Source organism: Streptomyces tremellae, assembly GCF_039540215.1.
Lineage (GTDB): Bacteria > Actinomycetota > Actinomycetes > Streptomycetales > Streptomycetaceae > Streptomyces > Streptomyces tremellae.
The window spans coordinates 1-18,716 of sequence record NZ_BAABEP010000090.1 but is presented as its reverse complement, the minus strand read 5'-3'; the positions used below and the strand labels follow the sequence as shown (position 1 = coordinate 18,716).

Below are 18,716 nucleotides of genomic sequence, written 5' to 3'. Positions count from 1 at the left end.
CAACACCAGCGAAACCGGCAGCGCGAGATTGACGAACGACATAGAGGCACCCCCCGGGGGGGGTCAGTGATGTGCGGTTTCGCCCTTGTGACGGAGCAGGGGGCCTGCCGGGTCGGTGCCGGTCGTGGTGGTGTCTTCGGCTGGTGTGTTCCTGGCGCGGCGAAGGGGACGGAGGGAGCCGGGTGTGGCGGAGGGGTGTGCGCGGGCGGCGGTCAGCAGGGCTCGGACGGTCCGTGCGAAGTCCGGTCCGGGCATGGGCAGTTCCATGTCGGGTTCGCGGAGGTATCCGGTGGCGACGGCGGTGGGCATGTAGGTCATGAGGCGGGTGACGGTGGTGGAGTGCTGGCGGGTGGTGTGCCGGGCGAGGTGGTGCAGGACGCGCAGCATGGTGGTGGTCGAGGCGGCGTCGAGGCGTTCGCCGTGGTCGGCGGTGGGGGCGGCGGTGGTGGTGTCCATCTGGCTGTGCCACCACCGGGCGGTGTCGGTCTCGCCCAGGGAGAGGTGGTGGAGGTAGAGGCAGTAGGCGGCCGCGCTCTGGCCGGCGCCGGCGGCGTACTGCCACCAGAAGCGGGCGGCGTCGTCGGTGTCGGCCAGTTGCAGGACGCAGGCCAGGACCAGGGCGCTGCGCGGTTCGGGGAGCTGGTCGGTGAGGAACCCGGCGACGGTGGTGGCGGGGGTGTGGGTGACCAGGGTCTCGCACAGAGCCCTCAGGTCCTCGGCGGCCGGGTGGGCGCAGTCTGCGGTGGGGATGTCGGGGGTGCGGGGCGTCGGGTTGGGCTCGAGGGGGACGATGTCGCGGGGCACGGTGCGGTCGCGGACCAGCAGGGCCTGGGACAGGAGGTCTTCCAGTGGTGTCACGTGAGCGGTCCTTCGGTGTCGGGCGGCAGGGTCAGGGCACTGTCCAGGTGGCGCATGGCGCGGCGTTCGTCGGCCCGGACCGTGGCCAGGGGAACGCCGAGGAGGCTGGAGGCTCGCTCGTCGTCGAAGCCGCACAGGTGGCGCAGCACCATGACGTCGAGCTGGGAGTCGGGAAGCCTGCTGATCGCTTTGAACAGCCCCAGGATGTGCGGCATCGCGGCGGTGCTGGCGGCCGGGTCGGTCTGGGTGTCTAGGACGGCTTCTTTTGGCCCCGGGAAAACGGGCTCGGCTGGACCGGGGTGAGGAACGGATTGTTTTGGCCCCACCCAAGAGCCCTTGGGGTGGGATGCACTCTTTTGGAGTAATGCCGGATTGACCCGGGATCGCGGCCGGGATCACGCTGTGCGGGTTGTCGGCTGGCCGTGTCAGGAGGCCGGGTTTTGCAGCGTGTTGAGTTGTTCGAGTTGATTCGTCGTGACCGCAGGCTGGAAGGCACCTCGGTCCGAGGGCTGGCGAGGCGTTACGGAGTGCACCGCAGGGTCGTGCGCCAGGCGTTCGACAGTGCGTTGCCCCCTGCGCGGAAGGCGATCGAAGTGCGCCGGTCGGTTCTGGAGCAGGCCAAGGGCTGGATCGACGAGATGTTGCGGGCGGATCTGACCGCACCGCCGAAGCAGCGGCACACCAATAAGCGGATCATGGAACGGCTGCGGGACGAGTACGGATTCCCGGTCGCCTACACGACGCTCAACGACTATCTGCGGGTGCGCCGGCCGCAGATCCGCGAAGAGGCCGAGCGGTCCCGGATGCTGACCGAGGGGATGGTTCCGCAGTTCCACCGGCCTGGCGAGGAGGCGGAGGTCGACTTCGCCGAGGTCTGGGTGAGGGTCGACGGCAAGCCGATGGCTTGCCAGTTGTTCACGCTGCGGCTGTCGTATTCGGGCAAGGCGGTCCACCGGGTGTTCTCCACGTCCGGGCAGGAAGCCTTCATGCAGGGGCACGTGGACGCCTTTCGGATCCTGGGCGGCATCCCGACCCGGCACATCCGTTACGACAACCTCAAGCCCGCCGTGTCGCAGGTCTGCTTCGGCCGCTCGCGGGTGGAGTCGCAGAGGTGGGTGGCCTTCCGCTCGCACTATGGCTTCGATGCCTTCTACTGCCGTCCCGGCATCGAGGGCGCCCATGAGAAGGGCGGGGTCGAGCACGAGGGAGGTCGCTTCCGCCGTTCGCACCTGGTCCCGGTTCCCGAGGTCGACACGCTCGCGGAGCTGAACGAGAAAATCGAGCAGATCGAGATCGCCGAGGACGTCCGGCACATCGACAACCGGCCCACCTCGGTGGGCTTCGACTTCGACTACGAGGCTCCTCTGCTGGCCCCGCTGCCGTTCGAGGACTTCGACATCGGGCTGACACTGACGCCGAAGGTCGACAAGACCTCCCGCATCACCGTCCGGCAGAACAAGTACTCCGTCCCGGCCCGCTTCATCGGCACCAACGTCCGCGTCTCGCTGCGGGCGGACGAGGTCTGGGTCTACGAGCGCAACAAGCTGGTGGTCCGCCATCCACGGCTCGCGGGCCGCTACGGCTTCCGCGACCTGCTGGACCACTACCTGGAGATCCTGCGGCACAAGCCCGGCGCCCTGGAGCACTCCACCGGGCTCGCCGCGGCCCGCGAGAGCGGACAGTTCACCGACACCCACGACGCGTTCTGGGCAGCCGCCCGCGAGTCCCGGGGACGCTCCGAGGGAACCCGAGCGCTAATCGAGGTCCTGCTGCTTCACCGGCGGCTGCCCGACGAGGCAGTCGTCGCAGGCATGAAAGCGGTCTTGGAGGCCGGTTCCATCTCGCCGGACCTGGTGGCCATCGAGGCCCGCAAGGCCCTCGCCGCAGCGGGTGGTCCACCACCCGTCGTGATCGCCCCGCAAGCCCCCGTCGGCACGGTCGCAGCCGAGCCCGACACGGCGGAGCCGACGGAGCCGAAACCTGAATCGGCCCAGGTCATCACCCTGCCGCAGCGGCGTCCTGTCCTGCCGCCGGACTCCCGGCCCGAACCATCGCTGGCCGCCTACGGCCAGTTGCTCTCTATCCAACCGAAAGGCTCAGCATGACGCAGAGCACCACCCCCACCCCTGCGACCACGGGGCGGTGGGGCTCCTTCGGTCTGCCCGGCCAGCGCGGGCCGAACCCGTCAGAGGCGATCGACGCGGCCTGCCGGAGCCTTGGCCTGTCCGGGGTCCGCGCACGCTGGGACGAGTTCGCCGCCCAGGCCCTGCGCGAGCAGGCATCCTATGCGGACTTCCTGGCGGACCTCCTGGAGAGCGAGTGCGAGGACCGTGACGCCCGTCGCAAGGTCCGCCGGGTCAAGGAAGCCAACTTCCCCCGCCCGAAGCGGATCGAGGACTTCGACTTCTCGAAGAACACTAACGTCCCGCAGGAAGTGATCAACACGCTCACGCAGCCCGCTTGGGTCCAGGCGGGTAATCCGCTCTGCCTGATCGGTGACTCCGGCACTGGCAAGTCGCATCTGCTGATCGGCCTGGGCACGGCGATCGCGGAGGCGGGCGGCCGCGTCCGCTACACGACCGCGGCGAACCTGGTGAACGAACTGGCCGAGGCCGCCAGCGACAAGCAGTTGGGCCGCACGATCAAGAAATACGGGCGGGTCGACCTGCTCTGTCTGGACGAGCTCGGCTACGTCAAGCTGGACCGGCACGGCGCCGAGTTGCTGTTCCAGATTTTCACCGAGCGCGAGGAACGACATGCGATTGCCGTCGCGTCGAACCGGCCGTTCACCGAGTGGGACCAGACCTTCACCGACAAGCGGCTCTGCCAGGCCATCGTCGACCGGCTCACCTTCGAGGCCCACATCATCGAGACCGGCACCCAGTCCTTCCGTCTCGCCAGCACCACCGCCAAGCGCAAGGCGGCCACCGCCGCCTGATCTCACCTTCACAAGAGGGCGGGCGCCACAACACGGCGCCCGCCCTTTCGCGTTCCTGTCAGGGGAAGCGGCCGGGCGGGCGTCGTGAATCACACGCTACCGCCACCAACCCCGACCAACAGACACCATTCGGTTCCACCTCAGGACAGCCAGGAAACATCACCCGATCGAGGGTCCTCCTACGTGGCAGATAGTCGGGTTTCCGCTCCTTCAACCTGCGGTGGTTCCCAGACCGAGCAGTCGTGGGCGAAGAACACGCGTCGTGGGTCGAATTCGGCGAGTCGATCCAGCCAGTGCCGATAGGGAGGAAGCGGCTGTTCCTCGCCGCGATGTGTCGCGTGGCGGGCCAATTGCTCAGATGCGAAGTGGGAAGCGAGGTCGTATGCCTGGCCGGCGAGTACTACTGTGCCGTCGCTTTGCCGGAGGGCCAGCGACTGGTGCCCTTCGGTGTGACCAGGCGTCGGAATGATCCAGATACCGGGCCAGACCTCGATCTCGCCGGCGACTTCCTCGTAGGTAGCACCAGGGAAGTCGACCAGCTCGTCGACTGTGTAGCTGCCCCTGCGTGCGGTGGCCAGTTCGACGTCCTGCACCAGGATGGGCTTGCCGCCCAAGAGCGGGTTCCCGCCGATGTGGTCGAAGTGCAGGTGACAGTTCACGATCATGGAAACGTCAGCGAGGGCGACTCCGGACGCCGAGAGGGCGTCCCGCAGCGCACGGCGGCGCGGCCGATAGCGCGCTTCGGTTTCGGAGTCTGCCTCCCCGATTCCGGTATCGAAGAGGAGCAGCCCGTTGTCGTGTTGCACCAGGTAGGCAAGAACGGGTTCGACACGTGGTTGCGGGCCGCCCACTTCTGAGGCAGGCCGGATGAAGTACCCGAGATCGAGCCGACGCACCGCCATGTTCTTCCGCATGCAGCCATCCTTGCGGGCCTCCGCCTGAAATCCAGCCGGTCTGCCGACAGCAGAACCACCACGGGGCCCAACTGAGACTCGACCAGGGTGGGGCCAGAAAGATCCGTTCCTTCCGCGACGCCTCGGAGCCCCTCACCCGGATGGGTCAAAAGTGGGGCCAGAACAACTCGTTCAAGTGGGGCCAAAACTGCCCGGCGAAAACAGTCTGGGTCTGCAGGAGGACGGTGTCGAATGCTGCGTGTTCCATCTGGGGCCGGCCGTCGCGGTGGGTGGCTCTGGCCATGACGGTGGTGCGCAGGATGGACCAGGCGAAGCAGCGGACGTCCGCGCTGCGCAGTGCCTTGCCCCAGTGCAGCCACAGGGCCGCGAACGTGTCGTGGACGGCGGCGTCGCGTGCCCGGTCGCCGAGGAAGACCTGGGCGTAGAAGCGGTAGTCGTCCTCGACGAGCTGGCGCAGGGCGCCGTGCTCCATCGGGGGCCAGTGCCGGGCGGTGGCCACGGTTGTCTTCTGGGTGGAGCGGTCGATCCACCCGGGGGCCTTGCCGGCGTCCAGGGCGGCCTGCTTCCACAGCCGGTGCAGTGGCCAGGACGGCATGCCCAGTTCGGCGGCCAGGCGGTGGATGGTTTCCCAGCGCGGGTAGAGGCCGACACCGCGCAGCAGTTCGGAGAGCTTGGACTTGGCCAGCGGGATGCAGTCTCCGAGGTCGCCCAGGGTGCGGCCGCTGTCGAGGTATGCCTCGCGGACCGGCTCCAGCCAGGCTCGGTGTGAGCTGGCCACGTCCAGGGCGACGGGGCCGAGCTTGCGGCCGGGCCGCACCTGGGGCTGGCGGGGCGCGGGGTCGAAGGCGGAGGCCTTCGGTTCGTAGGGAGTGGTCACCGGGCACCGTCCTGCCCGTCGGGTACCCCGGCCGCGGGCGGGTCGGGCCGGGTGCGCAGGGCGCGGACGACCTGCTGCACCGTCAGGCCCAGGACGGGAGCCAGCGAGGCGAGGGCGGCGGCGTGCCCCATCGCGGCCATCACCGTGCTCCATCCGAACACCACCACCGTGGCGATCGCGAGGATCGCCGTCTTCCTGGTGTCCATCACACTCCTTTGTGTCATGCCGCAGCCATCCGGAGACCACGTCGAGAGGGACCCCTCAACGAGCGGGTGCCACGCCGCTGTTGGGGAGAGTCAGGATGTACCGGACCCTGCCAGCTACGCCATGTGATCAAGGAATCACGGAACATTAGGTTTCAGGGAGGGGCCGAAGTTGAACGAGAGAGGGCCGGTTCAGCACGCGCGTACGGCATGGCACGAAGCGAAGGGGTGAAGTTCCCGGTTCTTCTTGCAATCCCCACGGTCAGCCCCGTCAATGGGACCAGGACACCTTGGTGTCGGCCTTCCATCCGGAAGCGCCCGCTCCCGTGCCAGAACGATGGGGAGCGGGCTGAACCTTGTCCCGCCCGGCCACCACAACTGGCCGGGCGGGAGCGGGAGTCATCTGCCCCGCGTCGCGCCGCAGGGCCCCACTGCCCCCACTCCCCCGCCGCTCCGGCGCCGGTACCGGTGCCGGTGCCTCGTCGGTCCCAGCCCCGGCGGGACGTGTGCCGGCGCACCGCGTGGCCCGGGGGCTTTTGGCACCCGCAAGCACAGCGCGCCGAGGCTCGCGGCGGGGGCGGCCGCCCCGCGCAGGCAGGGGGGAGCGCGTTCTCGTCCATGCGTCGGGCGCTGATCCGGCCGGCGGCAGGCCGGTGCCCGGGTCACCGTGGCCGGGGGCCGCCCGCCGTGCGTGCAGAGGAGGGTGTGCGGCCGGCGGCGGAGGCTGCTGACGGCCCTCCTCGGGGCTGCTTGGTGCCCGCCGTTGCTCCTGAGCCGGTCTCCCCGGCCCCCGGGCGCGGTGAGGGAAGCATGAAGTGGTGAGGTCGGCTGCGGACTCAGGGGCTGTGCGGGTTCGCCGCAGCCCGGCGGCGGGGTGTGCCGCCCGGTCGCGGCGCCCGGGGTGTTCACGGTGTGCGGGGCTGGTTGTTCACGGCCTTGGTGGCGCCGCCCGCTCTCAGGGGCGCGGCGGTGCCACCGTCCGGCTCTGGCCACGTGCCCTCGGTTCACGCACGGGCGCCGGCCTCACGCACGGCCGCCGGAAGGATGATCCGGGTGGCGTCACCGCTCCTCGTCCGCAGGGTGGGCAGCCTGCCGGGCGCTTCGCCCGTTTGGCGTCGCTGGGCGGGCGGGGGCGCCGGCATCACCGGGGTTCCTGTGCGGCGGGTGGCCGTGAAGGCAAACCTGGGCGGAAGGGAGGGGGGCGGGGTTCAGAACAGGGCCGGAGGGGGATCTTGCCGGGGTCCCCGGCCGGCCCGGGCCTCGTTCTCGATCCATCGGCAGATGAGGTCGACGACGTACTGCCGCTCCCGCTCGCTGAGCTCGTGTCCCTTGGGGATGCCGTGGTTGATCTGCAGGCAGGTACGGCAGCAGGTGGCCGTGGCGTGCTGGGCCCGGAAGACGGGATGGCCTCCCCAGGGGGTCTGCCTGCCGTCCTTCACCGGGCGGGCCGGGGCGAGGCGTGCGTCGATGAGTTCCCGCGCGTGGCGCCGGACGACGTCCATGCCCCGGAAGGCGACGTATTCACGCTCGGGCGGGCGGAGGTGGAACTTGGCGCGGAAGGGGATCCGGGTGATCCGCGCCAGTGAGGCGTCCAGCCGGTCCGGGTCCATGGCTGCGCTCCTCTCCTCACGGCCTGCCGGCCCGGCCGGTGGTGTTCCTTCCGCCCGGGCAGCCGGTCCTTGCGTGACGTGGGCCTCTCTGTAGTCGCCGGGGGTCATGCCGGTCACGGTGCGGAAGGCGCGGTAGAACTGCACGGCGCTGGAGAAACCCGTCTCCAGCGCGATCGTGGAGATCTGTTTGTCCGGCTGCGTCCGCAGCAGCAGCCGGGCGCGCTCGAGCCGCAGGGAGCGCAGGTGGGTCATGGCGGACTCGCCCGTGCCCTCGAAGAGGCGGAACAGGGTGCGGCGGGAGACGTGCAGGCCTTCGGCGATGGTCTCGGCGTCCAGGTCTGGGTCGGCCAGGTGGGCGCGCATGTAGGCCACCGCCTTGCTCCGGCGCAGCGACTCGGGCATTCCGCACGGGCCGGGGGCGAGCAGGCCCAGCAGGGATGCTCCCAGCGCGGTCGCGTGGGGCTGGAGGTGGTGGGCGCCGAGGCGGTCCGCCTCCTGGCTCTGGGCGAGGTTCACGAAGAACGCCGCCACCGCGCCCGTCGCGCCGGCGCAGTCGAAGGCTCTGGCGAGCAGGTCGTGGCTGCGGTTCATGCCGGCCAGCGAGTACGCCGCGTCGGCGGGCAGTTCGAGGACGACCTGTTCGTAGTCCCCCTTCGCGGACAGGAAGAAGGGCTCGGCGCTGTCGTAGATCACCATGGAGCCGGGAGCGGCGATCGCCTGGCGTCCGGCCTGTTCGACGAGGAGGGTCCCGCTCAGCTGGAACGCGATGTAGAGGTATTCCTCGTTCTCCCGGCCCTGGGCGATGTCGCTGGCCGAGCGCCGGACCTCCTCGGGGCAGGCACGCTTGGTCGACAGCCGGAAATCCGCGTACTGGGCCAGGTTGATCTCGCCCTTGAACGTGCTTCCGACCGGGTCTGTCCTGACCGAGACATAGGCTTCCTGCCTGGCCTGACGCCAGTAGTCGACCTCGTTGCCGCGCGGGGCGCGGCGGGTGGAGAAGGACGTCAGGCGCGGCAGCACCAAGCCATCCTGTGTCACGGCCAATGCCCCTCCTGTTGACTGCTGCGCGCCGCTCTGCGCAAGGCTCACGGCGTCCGCTGCCCAGCGTACGTCGCAGGTCTCTTGTCAGCCTTTCGGCCGATGATGTGTCGGCGTGGCGCGGGGCCGGCCCGCAGCCTCCCCGAGTGAGGCTGCGGGCCGGAAAGAGAGGGGACGGAAGGCGGTCGGGCCTCAGGCGGGGATGAGGCCGTGGGGGTCGATGATGAACTTGTCGGAGACGCCCGTGTCGAAGGTCCCGTAGGCGGCGGGGGCCTCGTCGAGGCTGATGATCTTCGTGTTGAGCATGTCGCTCAGGTACGGCATGCGGTCCCACAGGATCGCCTGCATCAGCTCGCGGTTGTAGTGCATGATCGGCGCCTGGCCGGCGGCGATCCGCGGCGACTTGATCCAGGCCTTGCCGAAGTCGATCGGGAAGGTTCCCTCCTGCTCGGCCTTCGACTTGGCGAGGGGGTCGGGGCCGTAGACGCCGATGATTCCGGTGGCGCCGCCGGCGCGGGTGGCGTCGAGCACCTGGTTGATGGCGTAGGCCGGGTTCATGTCCTGGGACTCGCGGCCGATGCCGTGCGCCTCGGAGCCGACGTAGTCGACCGCGCAGTCGACCATGGGCTCGCCCAGGATGGCCTCGATCTGGTCGGTGAGCGGGACGTCCTGGCTGAGGTCGATCGTCTCGCAGCCGTTCTGCCGCATCAGCTCCAGGCGGTCCTGGTGGTAGTCGCCGACGATGATGCAGGACGCGCCGAGGAGGCGGGCCGCTGCTGCGCCACAGCGGCCGACCGGGCCGGCGCCGGCGATGTAGACGGTCGAGCCCGGCTTGGCGCCGGCCTCCATGAGGCCGTGGAAGGCGGTGGGCAGGATGTCCGAGAGGAGCGCCAGGTCGCGCATCTTCGCCATGGCCTGGTCCCGGTCGGGGAAGCGCAGGAGCTGGAAGTCGGCGTACGGGACGAACAGGTACTCGGCCTGGCCACCGGTCCAGTCGCCCAGGTTGAAGCCGTAGGCTCCGCAGGACACGGCGGGGTTCGTGGTCTCGCAGACGTCGGTGCGGCGCGCCCTACAGTTGCGGCACCGGCCGCAGGCCACGTTGAACGGGACGGAGACGATGTCGCCCTCGCTGAGGAACTCGACGTCGGGACCGACCTCGACGACCTCGCCGGTCATCTCGTGCCCCATCACCATGCCCTCTGGCACCGGGAAGGACCCGCGCCAGATGTGCAGGTCGCTGCCGCAGATGTTGGTGGCGACGATCCGGAGGATGACTCCGTGCGGCGCCTTCTTGCCGTTCGGCATCTGCAGCTTCGGGAAGTCGAGCGTGTCGACTCGCATGTCCTGCGGGTTGTGGAAGACGACGGCGCGGTTGGTGCTGGCCATGACGAACTCCTCTTGCTGATGGGGGGCCGGCCGCGGGTGTGCCGGCGGTCCGGGGGCCGGGCGCAGATATGCCAGCGGAAGTTGCGGTGGCTACGCGGCCTCGGCTCTCCCAACGTATGGCTCACATCCGACTTACGCATGCCGGAACACGCCGGATTCGCCCGCGTCTAGGCACTGCGTGCCAACGCACTAACACTGCGCGCCACACCCCTGAGCCCGCACGTCACGTTCATCCCTGCAGGTCCGAGCGTTGTTAGTTTTGAGCCATGACTGACGCAGCAGCGCCCGCTCCAAAGGAGCCCTCGTCCGTCCAGGCCGACGTCCGGGTGATGGGTGCTCGCGAGCACAACCTCAAGGACGTGGACCTGACGGTTCCGCGCGACGCAACGGTGGTCTTCACCGGCGTCTCGGGGTCGGGCAAGTCATCCCTTGCCTTCGGCACCCTGTATGCGGAGTCGCAGCGGCGTTACCTGGAGTCGGTGGCCCCCTACGCCAGGCGGCTGATCGACCAGGCCGGCGTGCCCGACGTCGACTCGATCACCGGGATGCCCCCGGCCGTCGCCCTGCAGCAGCAGCGCGGCGGGCGCAGCGCCCGCTCGTCGGTGGGCAGCATCACCACGCTGTCGTCCCTGGTGCGCATGCTCTACTCCCGCGCCGGCGACTACCCGGGCGACCAGCCGATGCTCTACGCCGAGGACTTCTCCGCCAACACCGTCCAGGGAGCCTGCCCGCACTGCCACGGCATCGGCCGCGTGTACGAGGTGCCCGAGCAGAAGATGGTCCCGGACCCCTCCCTCACCATCCGCGAGCGTGCGATCGCCTCGTGGCCGACGGCCTGGCACGGCCACCAGCTGCGCGACGTCCTGGTCGCGCTCGGTTACGACGTCGACGTCCCCTGGAAGAATCTGCCGAAGAACCACCGCGACTGGATCCTCTACACCGACGAGACCCCCTCCGTCCCCGTCCATTCCCGGCTCACCCTCGGTGAGGCCCGCGCCGCGATCGAGGCGGGCGAGGAGCCGAGCTACCAGGGCACCTTCGTCGGCGCGCGCCGCTACGTCCTCGACACCTTCGCCAACACCAAGAGCGCCTCGATGAAGCGCCGGGTCGCCCAGTTCCTCGACGCGGCCCCGTGCCCGTCCTGCCACGGCAAGCGGCTGAAGCCCGAAGCGCTGACCGTGACCTTCGAGGGCCTCGACATCGCCGACTTCTCCAGCCTGCCGCTGCGCGAGCTCGCCTCGCTGCTGGAGGGGGCCGTCGCGGACGCCTCTCAGCATGCAGGTGCCACCGGCACCACAGCGGCCCGCGGCGAGGTCCTCGACGCCGACGCACGCCGCCAGGCCGTGCAGCAGCGCGTCGCCGCCGGCGGATCCGCCCACGCGGCCGCACCCGACGTACGGCGCACCCCGAACCGGTCGGCCGAGAAGCTGGCCACGACAGCGCGCCTGGGCGCCGAGCTCCTCGACCGCCTGCGGCCCGTCATCGACCTGGGGCTCGGCTACCTCTCCCTGGACCGCACCACCCCCACCCTCTCGGGCGGCGAGCTGCAGCGCCTGCGGCTGGCCACCCAGCTGACCTCGGAGCTCTTCGGCGTCGTCTACGTGCTCGACGAGCCCTCCGCGGGCCTGCACCCGCAGGACGTGACCGCACTCCTGGGCATCCTCGACGGGCTCAAACGCCGGGGCAACAGCCTCTTCGTCGTCGAGCACTCCGTCGACGTGATGCGGCACGCCGACTGGCTCGTCGACATCGGCCCCGGCGCGGGCGAGCGCGGCGGCCGGATCATCTACAGCGGCCCCACCGACGGCCTCGCCGACGTCGAAGAATCAGTGACCCGCGGATACCTCTTCGGCGGCAGCGGCCTCGACCCGCGCTCGCCCCGCCGGCCGCGCGCATGGGTGGAGCTGACCGGCATCACCCTCAACAATCTGCAGGACGTGTCCGTCTCGATCCCCATGGGCGCCCTCACCGCCGTGACCGGCGTATCCGGATCGGGCAAGTCGAGCCTGGTCAGCCAGGCCCTGCCCGCGCTGCTCACCGAGCGCCTGGGACGCGCCGTGCCCGTCGACGAGGCCCCCGAGGGCGACGAGCTGCTCCTGGACGACTCCCCCGGCAGACTCGAAGGCGCCCTCGAGGGAGACCTGACCGGCGTACGCCGCGTGGTCAGCATCGACCAGAAGCCCATCGGCCGCACACCCCGCTCCAACGTCGCCACCTACACCGGCCTCTTCGACCATGTACGCCGCCGCTTCGCCCAGACACCCGAAGCCCGCTCCCGCGGCTACAAGCCCGGCCGGTTCTCCTTCAACGTCACCAGCGGCCGCTGCCCGACCTGCGAGGGCGAGGGCTCGGTGATGGTCGAGCTCCTCTTCCTCCCCTCGGTCTACACCGAATGCCCGGACTGCCACGGCACCCGCTACAAAGCCAGCACCCTGGAGATCACCTGGCACGACCGGAACATCGCCGAGATCCTCGCGATGAGCGTCGAGGAAGCCCACGCCTTCTTCGACGGCGAGGAAGAGATCATGCGGTCCCTGTCCGCGCTGATCGACGTCGGGCTCGGCTACCTGCGGCTCGGACAGCCCGCCACCGAGCTCTCCGGCGGCGAGGCCCAGCGCGTCAAGCTCGCCAGCGAGCTGCAGCGCGCCCAGCGCGGAGACACCCTCTACGTGCTCGACGAACCGACCTCGGGCCTGCACTGCGCCGACACCGACCGCCTCGTCGCCCACCTGCAGACCCTCGTCGAAGCCGGCAACACCGTCGTGATGGTCGAGCTGGACATGCGCGTCGTCGCCGCCGCCGACCACGTCATCGACCTAGGACCCGGCGCGGGCGAGGACGGCGGCACCGTCGTCTCCAGCGGCACCCCCACACAGGTCGCCGAAAGAGGCGTCGGAGCGTCCGCGAAATACCTCACCGCCGCACTCGAAGAATCCGCAGCGCGGCAACGCCCCGCATGACCGACCCCGCCCGGCCGGTCAGGGCCAGCCCCGGCCCCGGCCGCCAGGCGCATCACCGGCCTCCCGGGGGAAACATCGGCACAGCGGCGCGTTGCCGCTGCACCGACGATGACTGCGAAGCTCGCAGGCACCTCCTGCAACAATCAACGACCGCAACAAAGTTCCCCCCGCCGGGCGCTCCGGCCCCGCCCTTGCCGACGCCATAAACACGGCCGCGTCCGGCCGTTGCCCCCTCGGCTCCACACTGGTGTGCCGACTGCGGCGCCGCCCCAAGAAGAGGCGGCCCGCAGGCAGCCATACGCGTTGCCTCCCCGCCGTGACCGGGACGTATCCGCGACAGGACGGCCCAGAACCGTCCGAGTCCCTCGCCAGCCGGAGTTGACTCCCCCGGAAGGGCCGGTGGCACCGGGCATCACCCGTCGACCCCATCGGTGACGTCGGCGGTGCCTGCGTCGTCGACCAGGCCACGCCGGACGTTCTTGCATCCCCCGGCGAAGCGCTCCACAACGATGCGTCGGCCCGGCCTCACACGCGCCTGCACGACTCGAAACGGCAAGACAACCACGGCGTCGACGAGAACGTTCTAGGCTCTCAGAACCGAGCTACCACAAGCCGCCCATGCGGACACTGAACGTCCTCGCGATGCGAACCACCAGCCCGCGAAGCGAACAGCCCACGCACGTGGGGGTACGACGACCCTGCTCGACACGGCAGAGAAGCTGGAACTGAACAGCCCACGAGAGTGGGGTACGGCGGGTGCACTTCGCCGGTGGCTGGTGGGCCAGAAGGGCAACCCACGCACGTGGGGGTACAGCGGGCGCCGACGAGATCTGGGAAGGCCGGCCGAAGGACAGCCCACGCACGTGGGGGTACGGACCTGCTCCAGCGGCCGCGGTGTCCAGGAGATCGATGGACAACCAGGTGCCTGTGGGCTCATCTCGTCGCCGGGTGGAAGGCATGAACCCAGAACCCACAGAAGTTGGCCCGGCCACACACGCGCCTGCACGAGCCGAGCCCAGGACAACGCCCGCAGCATCACCGAAGACGTTCTAGGCTCTCAGAGGCAAGCAACGACAAGCCGTCAATGCGGACACAACGCGGACACTGAACGTCTTCGTGTTGCAAAGCACCAGCTCGCGAAGGGGGCAGCCCACGCGCGTGGGGGTACGACGGGGGCCATTTCCTGGGGAACGAGGAACACGCCGGGCAGCCCACGCGCGTGGGGGTACGACGCTGTGTGGTTCAGTCGGTGCTGGTGGTCTGGTGGGCAGCCCACGCGCGTGGGGGTACGACCGCACTGCCCGTCGACACGACGATCCCCGACCCGGGCAGCCCACGCGCGTGGGGGTACGACTATGCGGCGCGCGGGGACGTCGGCGACGACCTCGGGCAGCCCACGCGCGTGGGGGTACGACGACGTTCCCGAACGTCATCATGGCCAACATCGCGGGCAGCCCACGCGCGTGGGGGTACGACGTCATCAGGCTGCGGACCCCGGTGAGGTCGGTGGGGCAGCCCACGCGCGTGGGGGTACGACGGCAAACGCCGCCGCGCTGGACCCGGACCGCCCGGGCAGCCCACGCGCGTGGGGGTACGACGCTGACCCACTCCGAGGGCGACCACCACGACCCGGGCAGCCCACGCACGTGGGGGTACGACCCCCAGCGCACGTACGCGCGGCTTCAAGGTGGACAGCCCACGAGAGTGGGGTACGACGGGTGCACTTCGCCGGTGGCTGGTGGGCCAGAAGGGCAACCCACGTACGTGGGGGTACGGCGGGCGCCGACGAGATCTGGGAGGGCCGGCCGAAGGACAGCCCACGCACGTGGGGGTACGGCGTACTCGATCTCCTTGATGGTGACCTTGCCGCTGGACAGCTCACGCGCGTGGGAGTACGACGCTACGGCCGGTCCTGGTTGACGGCTTCGGCGAGGTGCCCACACACGTGTGGGGGACGGCCGGCCACCATTACGGTCTCGCTCTTGGCACGGGCCGCCCACGCGCGTGGGCGGGGGCCGTATCGAGACGCGGCGTGAGAGCAGCGGCGAATGGCAACCCACCGCGAAGGGATGCACGACACGGCGTCTCAGGGATCTCTTCTGACTTTCTCGGACGGACGGCACCGGATCCTCCCTTCCGGCCGGCGGGCCGGCTCCGGTTCCTTTGCGGGCGACGCCGAGGCCCATCACCACCCTGCTGGCAGCGCAGGGCACCCAAGTCTCCTGGGAGGACGTACACCTCCAGGTCGCGCCGGGCTCTCGCATGGCACATGGCCGGTTCCGGCGACTGACCACCAGCCTGCCGGCCAGGAGCACCAGAAGGCCGCCTGACAGATGTTCACAGGGAGGCTGTGGTGCGGACGGCGTCGTAAAGGTGCTGGCCGTGGGCCCATCTTTTGAGGGCCGGGCGGTCCATGGCGGTCAGCTGGTGGCGGGCGGCGAACTTCATGGCGGGGTCGGTGAAGCCGTTGAGTCCGATGATGACGGCGTGGTCGGCGCCGTGTTCGGGGCGGGCTGTGCCGTTGAACTGCTGCACCGCTCCACTGGCCACGGGGCGCGCGTACCTCTTGCACTGGAAGACGAGTCGCTCGCCGGCGGGTCCGGTGGCGATCACGTCGGCTCCCAGGTCGCCCGCGCCGCCGACCACGCGGACGTCGGTGAACCCGTCGCGGACGAGCAGCCGGGCGCAGGCGTGCTCGAACTCGGCCCCGCTCATCCCTGACAGTTCCCACATCCTGTAGGTCAGTACGTCTTCGTCGTCCTCATCGGGGACGACTGTGCGGTAGGTGGGCGGAAAGTGGTGGTGGTCGGCGCGCAGGTATCTGAGGGTGCGTAGCGCCCAGGTGACTAGTCCGCCGCCTGCCAGGAGTCCCAGGATGAGCAGCGTCGTCCACCACGGGCTGGCGGTGACGGCGCCCCAGAGGTCGACGGTGATCCAGGGCAGGGCGGTGGTGGTGAGCCAGTCCCACACCATCTTCACCGTGGCGGCGGCCAGCACCAGGTAGAGGAGTCCCTTGAGGAAGGGGTCCAGCGATCCGTCGTCATTGAACACCGGGAGCTCCTTCGTGTGTGCGTGGCCGCAGGCGGGGCAGGGCTGCCCGCAGAGCGGGCAGCCCTCGCAGGCGGGGAGCGGTGAGGCCGAGAAGTTGGTGCAGAGGTTCGCCGCTGTCGGCCCAGGCGTGCAGCCGTGCGCGGTCCACGCAGCCGATGTCGTGTCGCCTGCCCCAGGTGGTCGCGTCGCGGGTGAAGCCTCCATTGGTGACGACGACCGCGGTGTGCGCACCGTGGACGGGCCCGGCCGTGCCCTTGACCTGGTACATGACCTGTGAGCCGACCTTGGCACCGGTGCGGGTGTGTTTGGCCTGCACGACCAGGCGTCCGAACCGGGGATGTTCAGCGATGACGTCGGCTGCCTGGTCTCCGTGGCGTCCCACGTGGCGGGCGGACCAGCCATCGCGGACGAGGAGGTCTCGCAGGGCCAGCTCGAAGGCGCGGTCGTCCATCGCGTCGAGGTCGTCCGCACTGATCCGCAACCGCTCCAGAAGACGCCGCCTGTGCTGATGGCGGGCGGCGGCGGTCCCGCGCCGCCACAGCAGCCAGGCGCCTGCAGCGATGAGCGCGAGAAGCAGCAGGGGCCACCACCGCGTGAACACGGCGTGGAGAAGACGCATCAGCACGCTCGTGGCGGCCAGCACCGCGAGCCCTGCCCCGAGGACCTCCACCGGGCCCCGGGGCGCGGGCAGGCGCCACGGCCGCCGGCGGGCGGGCACCTATCGGCTCCCCTGCTGCGTGACGGCCGGCGCCTGCTCCGGCGGTTCCTGTCCGTCGGCCTGCCCCGCCAGGTAGAGCGCGGCAAGCACGCCCAGCACGATCCACACACCACCCTTCTTGGCGGCCGGGGCCGTCGGGTTGCGGCGCAGGTGGCTCTTGACTCGGTGAAAACCCGGAGGCGTGGACATGACGGTCCCCTTATCGGTGCGGATGGTTGCGGTACAGGTGGCGCCGCCCCATGACGGCCCGCATCCCGGTGAACGGGTCTAGCAGCGGCCTCCGACAGCCCCGGCGCTCCGCCGGACAGGCCCTGCACAAATCCGGCCGACGACACCGAGCAGCCAACTAGCCCACCAGGGAGCCGGGTTAGCGCAGTACAGGAGAGGTGGAGTCGCGGTCCGGCGGACAGGCCCCACTGAGCTCTGTTCGACGGGCACGCTGCTCAGACGCCCGACGGACCGGCCAGGAGTTGGCAAAATCGGCAGGGGCGTGCGCGCGGGGCGCATGCCCCCGCGCGCCGGGCCTTGCTCCCTTCCCATTCATGGCCTGAGACGGGAGAGGTTCCCGGCCACGCCACCGCACCACCATGGACTGGAGCCTCACGGTCGGCCTCGACCCGCGCCCACCCACGAGCCCTCCGCCGGTCCCCCACCCCATCACCTTCGTTCCCCTCATGCCGTGGCCGTCGGCCCGGGCACGTGGACGTATGTCCGGCCCACCTGCCGTGGGCACGGACACAAGCCCCACCGGACGACCGGGACCTTCGCCGCATACCCCGCATGCCCTGGGACGTGGCGAACGCATGTCTTCCACGCGAAAGCGCCATCGCTCGCTTGCGCATTGCCTGGCTCGAGCCGGCCCAGCCGAAGCAAGTCGCCGTACCACGCTGCCCGTCTTCTCCCTCTCCCCGACCGGCGTCTGCATGTCGGTGCGGGCAACTCCCAGGCGTGAGCCATCACCTGAGGCACCTGACGGAAGGCACAGGGCCCAGAACTCCGGGAGGCCGGAGGCACCGGGCTTCCCTCATCGACGGAGACGGCAACGCCGGGAGAGGCGACTGCCTCGTTGCCCAGGCCCCGCCAGACGGGCCCGTCCGCCGTACTTGTGTCCTTCGGCGGAGCGCTGGACATCGATGAAGTTGCCCCGGCCGCACGTGTGCGACGAGTCGAACCGGACGGCCACAGCGTCGACGAAAAAGTTCTAGGCTCCCAGAACCGAGCGACCACAAGCCGTCGATGCGGACACAACGCGGACACTGAGCGTCTTCGTGTTGCAAAGCACCAGCTCACGAAGGGGGCAGCCCACGCACGTGGGGGTACGACCGTCGCCAACATCGCCATGCTGCTCAAGAAGCAGGGCAGCCCACGCACGTGGGGGTACGACGTTCGCGGGCGGGTCGGGCCGCACCCACTTCTCATGCAGCCCACGCACGTGGGGGTACGACAGTCGTCACGCTCCGGCAGCGGCGGCCCGTCCGGGACAGCCCACGCACGTGGGGGTGCGACGGGCCGTTTCATCGAGACCGGCGGCATCGTCCGGGGCAGCCCACGCACGTGGGGGTACGACGCCCTCCTTCGTCAGGACGGGGCGGACCAGGCGGGGCAACCCACGCGCGTGGGGGTACGGACCTGCTCCAGCGGCCGCGATGTCCAAGAGATCGATGGACAACCAGGTGTCTGTGGGCTCATCTCGTCACCGGGCGGAAGGCATGAACCCACAAAAGTTGGCCCGGCTACACACGCGCCTGCACGAGCCGAACCCAGGACAACACCCGCAGCATCGCCGAAGACGTTCTAGGCTCTCAGAGGCAAGCAACGACAAGCCGTCAATGCGGACACAGAACGTCCTCGCGATGCAAAGCACCAGCTCGCGAAGGGGGCAGCCCACGCGCGTGGGGGTACGACGTCGACGGGGACGTGCAGGTACCGGCGCGGGTCGGGCAGCCCACGCGCGTGGGGGTACGACGGCGGCGAGCAGTGGGCTCCGGGTGTCCCTGTCGGGCAGCCCACGCGCATGGGCGTACGCCCCTCGTCGGCGTCGTACTGGTCGGTGATGCGCCGGGCAGCCCACGCGCGTGGGGGTAGGACCATCATCGAGGTTCCGCCTCCGGGCAGATGCCAGGGCAACCCACGCACGTGGGGGCACAACGACACTGACCGGTG

General features: G+C 70.0%; 13 protein-coding genes and 1 CRISPR repeat array. Of the genes, 3 read left to right on the top strand and 10 right to left on the bottom strand.

What is annotated here, in order from left to right; all coding sequences use genetic code 11:
- Positions 1-63: 63 nt before the first annotated feature.
- Both ABEA77_RS31950 and ABEA77_RS31945 read right to left on the bottom strand, forming a co-directional pair.
- The gene (locus tag ABEA77_RS31950; protein ID WP_345655375.1) at positions 64-858 is read right to left on the bottom strand and encodes a hypothetical protein; all 795 of its coding nucleotides are present in this window, start codon (positions 856-858) and stop codon (positions 64-66) included.
- On the bottom strand, positions 855-1,073 hold the full coding sequence (locus ABEA77_RS31945) for a sigma factor-like helix-turn-helix DNA-binding protein (protein WP_345655373.1): 219 nt from the start codon (positions 1,071-1,073) through the stop codon (positions 855-857). The genes ABEA77_RS31950 and ABEA77_RS31945 overlap by 4 nt, the downstream gene beginning before the upstream one ends.
- Positions 1,074-1,280: 207 nt before the next feature.
- On the opposite strand from ABEA77_RS31945, the gene istA reads away from it, so the two are divergent.
- Together istA and istB are read left to right on the top strand one after the other, a co-directional pair.
- Complete coding sequence (istA, locus tag ABEA77_RS31940; RefSeq protein WP_345655371.1) at positions 1,281-2,963, top strand: IS21 family transposase; 1,683 nt, start codon at positions 1,281-1,283, stop codon at positions 2,961-2,963.
- Positions 2,960-3,796 (top strand): IS21-like element helper ATPase IstB, encoded by an 837-nt coding sequence (gene istB / locus ABEA77_RS31935; protein WP_345655369.1) that lies wholly within the window; start codon positions 2,960-2,962, stop codon positions 3,794-3,796. The genes istA and istB overlap by 4 nt, the downstream gene beginning before the upstream one ends.
- A 179-nt stretch (positions 3,797-3,975) precedes the next feature.
- Here istB and ABEA77_RS31930 read toward each other — a convergent pair whose 3' ends face one another.
- From ABEA77_RS31930 to ABEA77_RS31910, 5 genes are all read right to left on the bottom strand, one after another.
- Positions 3,976-4,710, bottom strand: a complete 735-nt coding sequence (locus ABEA77_RS31930) for an N-acyl homoserine lactonase family protein (RefSeq protein WP_345655368.1) — start codon at positions 4,708-4,710, stop codon at positions 3,976-3,978.
- A 145-nt stretch (positions 4,711-4,855) separates the two neighbouring features.
- Positions 4,856-5,587 carry a sigma-70 family RNA polymerase sigma factor gene (locus tag ABEA77_RS31925; RefSeq protein ID WP_345655366.1) on the bottom strand — a complete coding sequence of 244 codons (732 nt, stop codon included), beginning with the start codon at positions 5,585-5,587 and terminating at the stop codon, positions 4,856-4,858.
- Positions 5,584-5,793 (bottom strand): hypothetical protein, encoded by a 210-nt coding sequence (locus ABEA77_RS31920; protein ID WP_121841113.1) that lies wholly within the window; start codon positions 5,791-5,793, stop codon positions 5,584-5,586. The genes ABEA77_RS31925 and ABEA77_RS31920 overlap by 4 nt, the downstream gene beginning before the upstream one ends.
- A gap of 1,205 nt (positions 5,794-6,998) precedes the next feature.
- Positions 6,999-8,438, bottom strand: coding sequence for a DUF4186 family protein (locus tag ABEA77_RS31915; RefSeq protein ID WP_345655361.1), 1,440 nt, complete (start codon positions 8,436-8,438; stop codon positions 6,999-7,001).
- Positions 8,439-8,630: 192 nt separating this feature from the next.
- Positions 8,631-9,824, bottom strand: a complete 1,194-nt coding sequence (locus ABEA77_RS31910; protein ID WP_345655359.1) for an alcohol dehydrogenase catalytic domain-containing protein — start codon at positions 9,822-9,824, stop codon at positions 8,631-8,633.
- A gap of 266 nt (positions 9,825-10,090) precedes the next feature.
- Between ABEA77_RS31910 and ABEA77_RS31905 the strand changes: the two genes are divergently transcribed.
- A complete protein-coding gene (locus tag ABEA77_RS31905; RefSeq protein ID WP_345655357.1) occupies positions 10,091-12,784 on the top strand; it encodes an excinuclease ABC subunit UvrA in 2,694 nt (897 codons plus the stop codon).
- 1,142 nt (positions 12,785-13,926) lie between these two features.
- Positions 13,927-14,444: a CRISPR direct-repeat array (repeat unit 29 nt; unit sequence GGGCAGCCCACGCGCGTGGGGGTACGACG).
- Between the two features lie 677 nt (positions 14,445-15,121).
- On the opposite strand, the gene ABEA77_RS31900 is transcribed toward ABEA77_RS31905, so the two are convergent.
- Genes ABEA77_RS31900 through ABEA77_RS31890 form a run of 3 tightly spaced genes read right to left on the bottom strand, consistent with a single transcriptional unit; the run spans position 15,122 to position 16,742 of the window.
- Positions 15,122-15,835 (bottom strand): restriction endonuclease, encoded by a 714-nt coding sequence (locus ABEA77_RS31900; protein ID WP_345655356.1) that lies wholly within the window; start codon positions 15,833-15,835, stop codon positions 15,122-15,124.
- On the bottom strand, positions 15,825-16,553 hold the full coding sequence (locus ABEA77_RS31895; protein ID WP_345655354.1) for a restriction endonuclease: 729 nt from the start codon (positions 16,551-16,553) through the stop codon (positions 15,825-15,827). The genes ABEA77_RS31900 and ABEA77_RS31895 overlap by 11 nt, the downstream gene beginning before the upstream one ends.
- Positions 16,554-16,742 carry a hypothetical protein gene (locus tag ABEA77_RS31890; RefSeq protein WP_127454905.1) on the bottom strand — a complete coding sequence of 63 codons (189 nt, stop codon included), beginning with the start codon at positions 16,740-16,742 and terminating at the stop codon, positions 16,554-16,556. It abuts the gene before it with no gap.
- Between the last annotated feature and the right edge of the window lie 1,974 nt (positions 16,743-18,716).

What these genes read in the sequence shown, in the direction of transcription:
- ABEA77_RS31945 (WP_345655373.1), bottom strand. Translation starts at nt 1,073, where the DNA reads ATGCCGCACATCCTGGGGCTGTTCAAAGCGATCAGCAGGCTTCCCGAC.
- istB (WP_345655369.1), top strand. Translation starts at nt 2,960, where the DNA reads ATGACGCAGAGCACCACCCCCACCCCTGCGACCACGGGGCGGTGGGGC.
- ABEA77_RS31930 (WP_345655368.1), bottom strand. Translation starts at nt 4,710, where the DNA reads ATGCGGAAGAACATGGCGGTGCGTCGGCTCGATCTCGGGTACTTCATC.
- ABEA77_RS31920 (WP_121841113.1), bottom strand. Translation starts at nt 5,793, where the DNA reads ATGGACACCAGGAAGACGGCGATCCTCGCGATCGCCACGGTGGTGGTG.
- ABEA77_RS31910 (WP_345655359.1), bottom strand. Translation starts at nt 9,824, where the DNA reads ATGGCCAGCACCAACCGCGCCGTCGTCTTCCACAACCCGCAGGACATG.
- ABEA77_RS31905 (WP_345655357.1), top strand. Translation starts at nt 10,091, where the DNA reads ATGACTGACGCAGCAGCGCCCGCTCCAAAGGAGCCCTCGTCCGTCCAG.
- ABEA77_RS31890 (WP_127454905.1), bottom strand. Translation starts at nt 16,742, where the DNA reads ATGTCCACGCCTCCGGGTTTTCACCGAGTCAAGAGCCACCTGCGCCGC.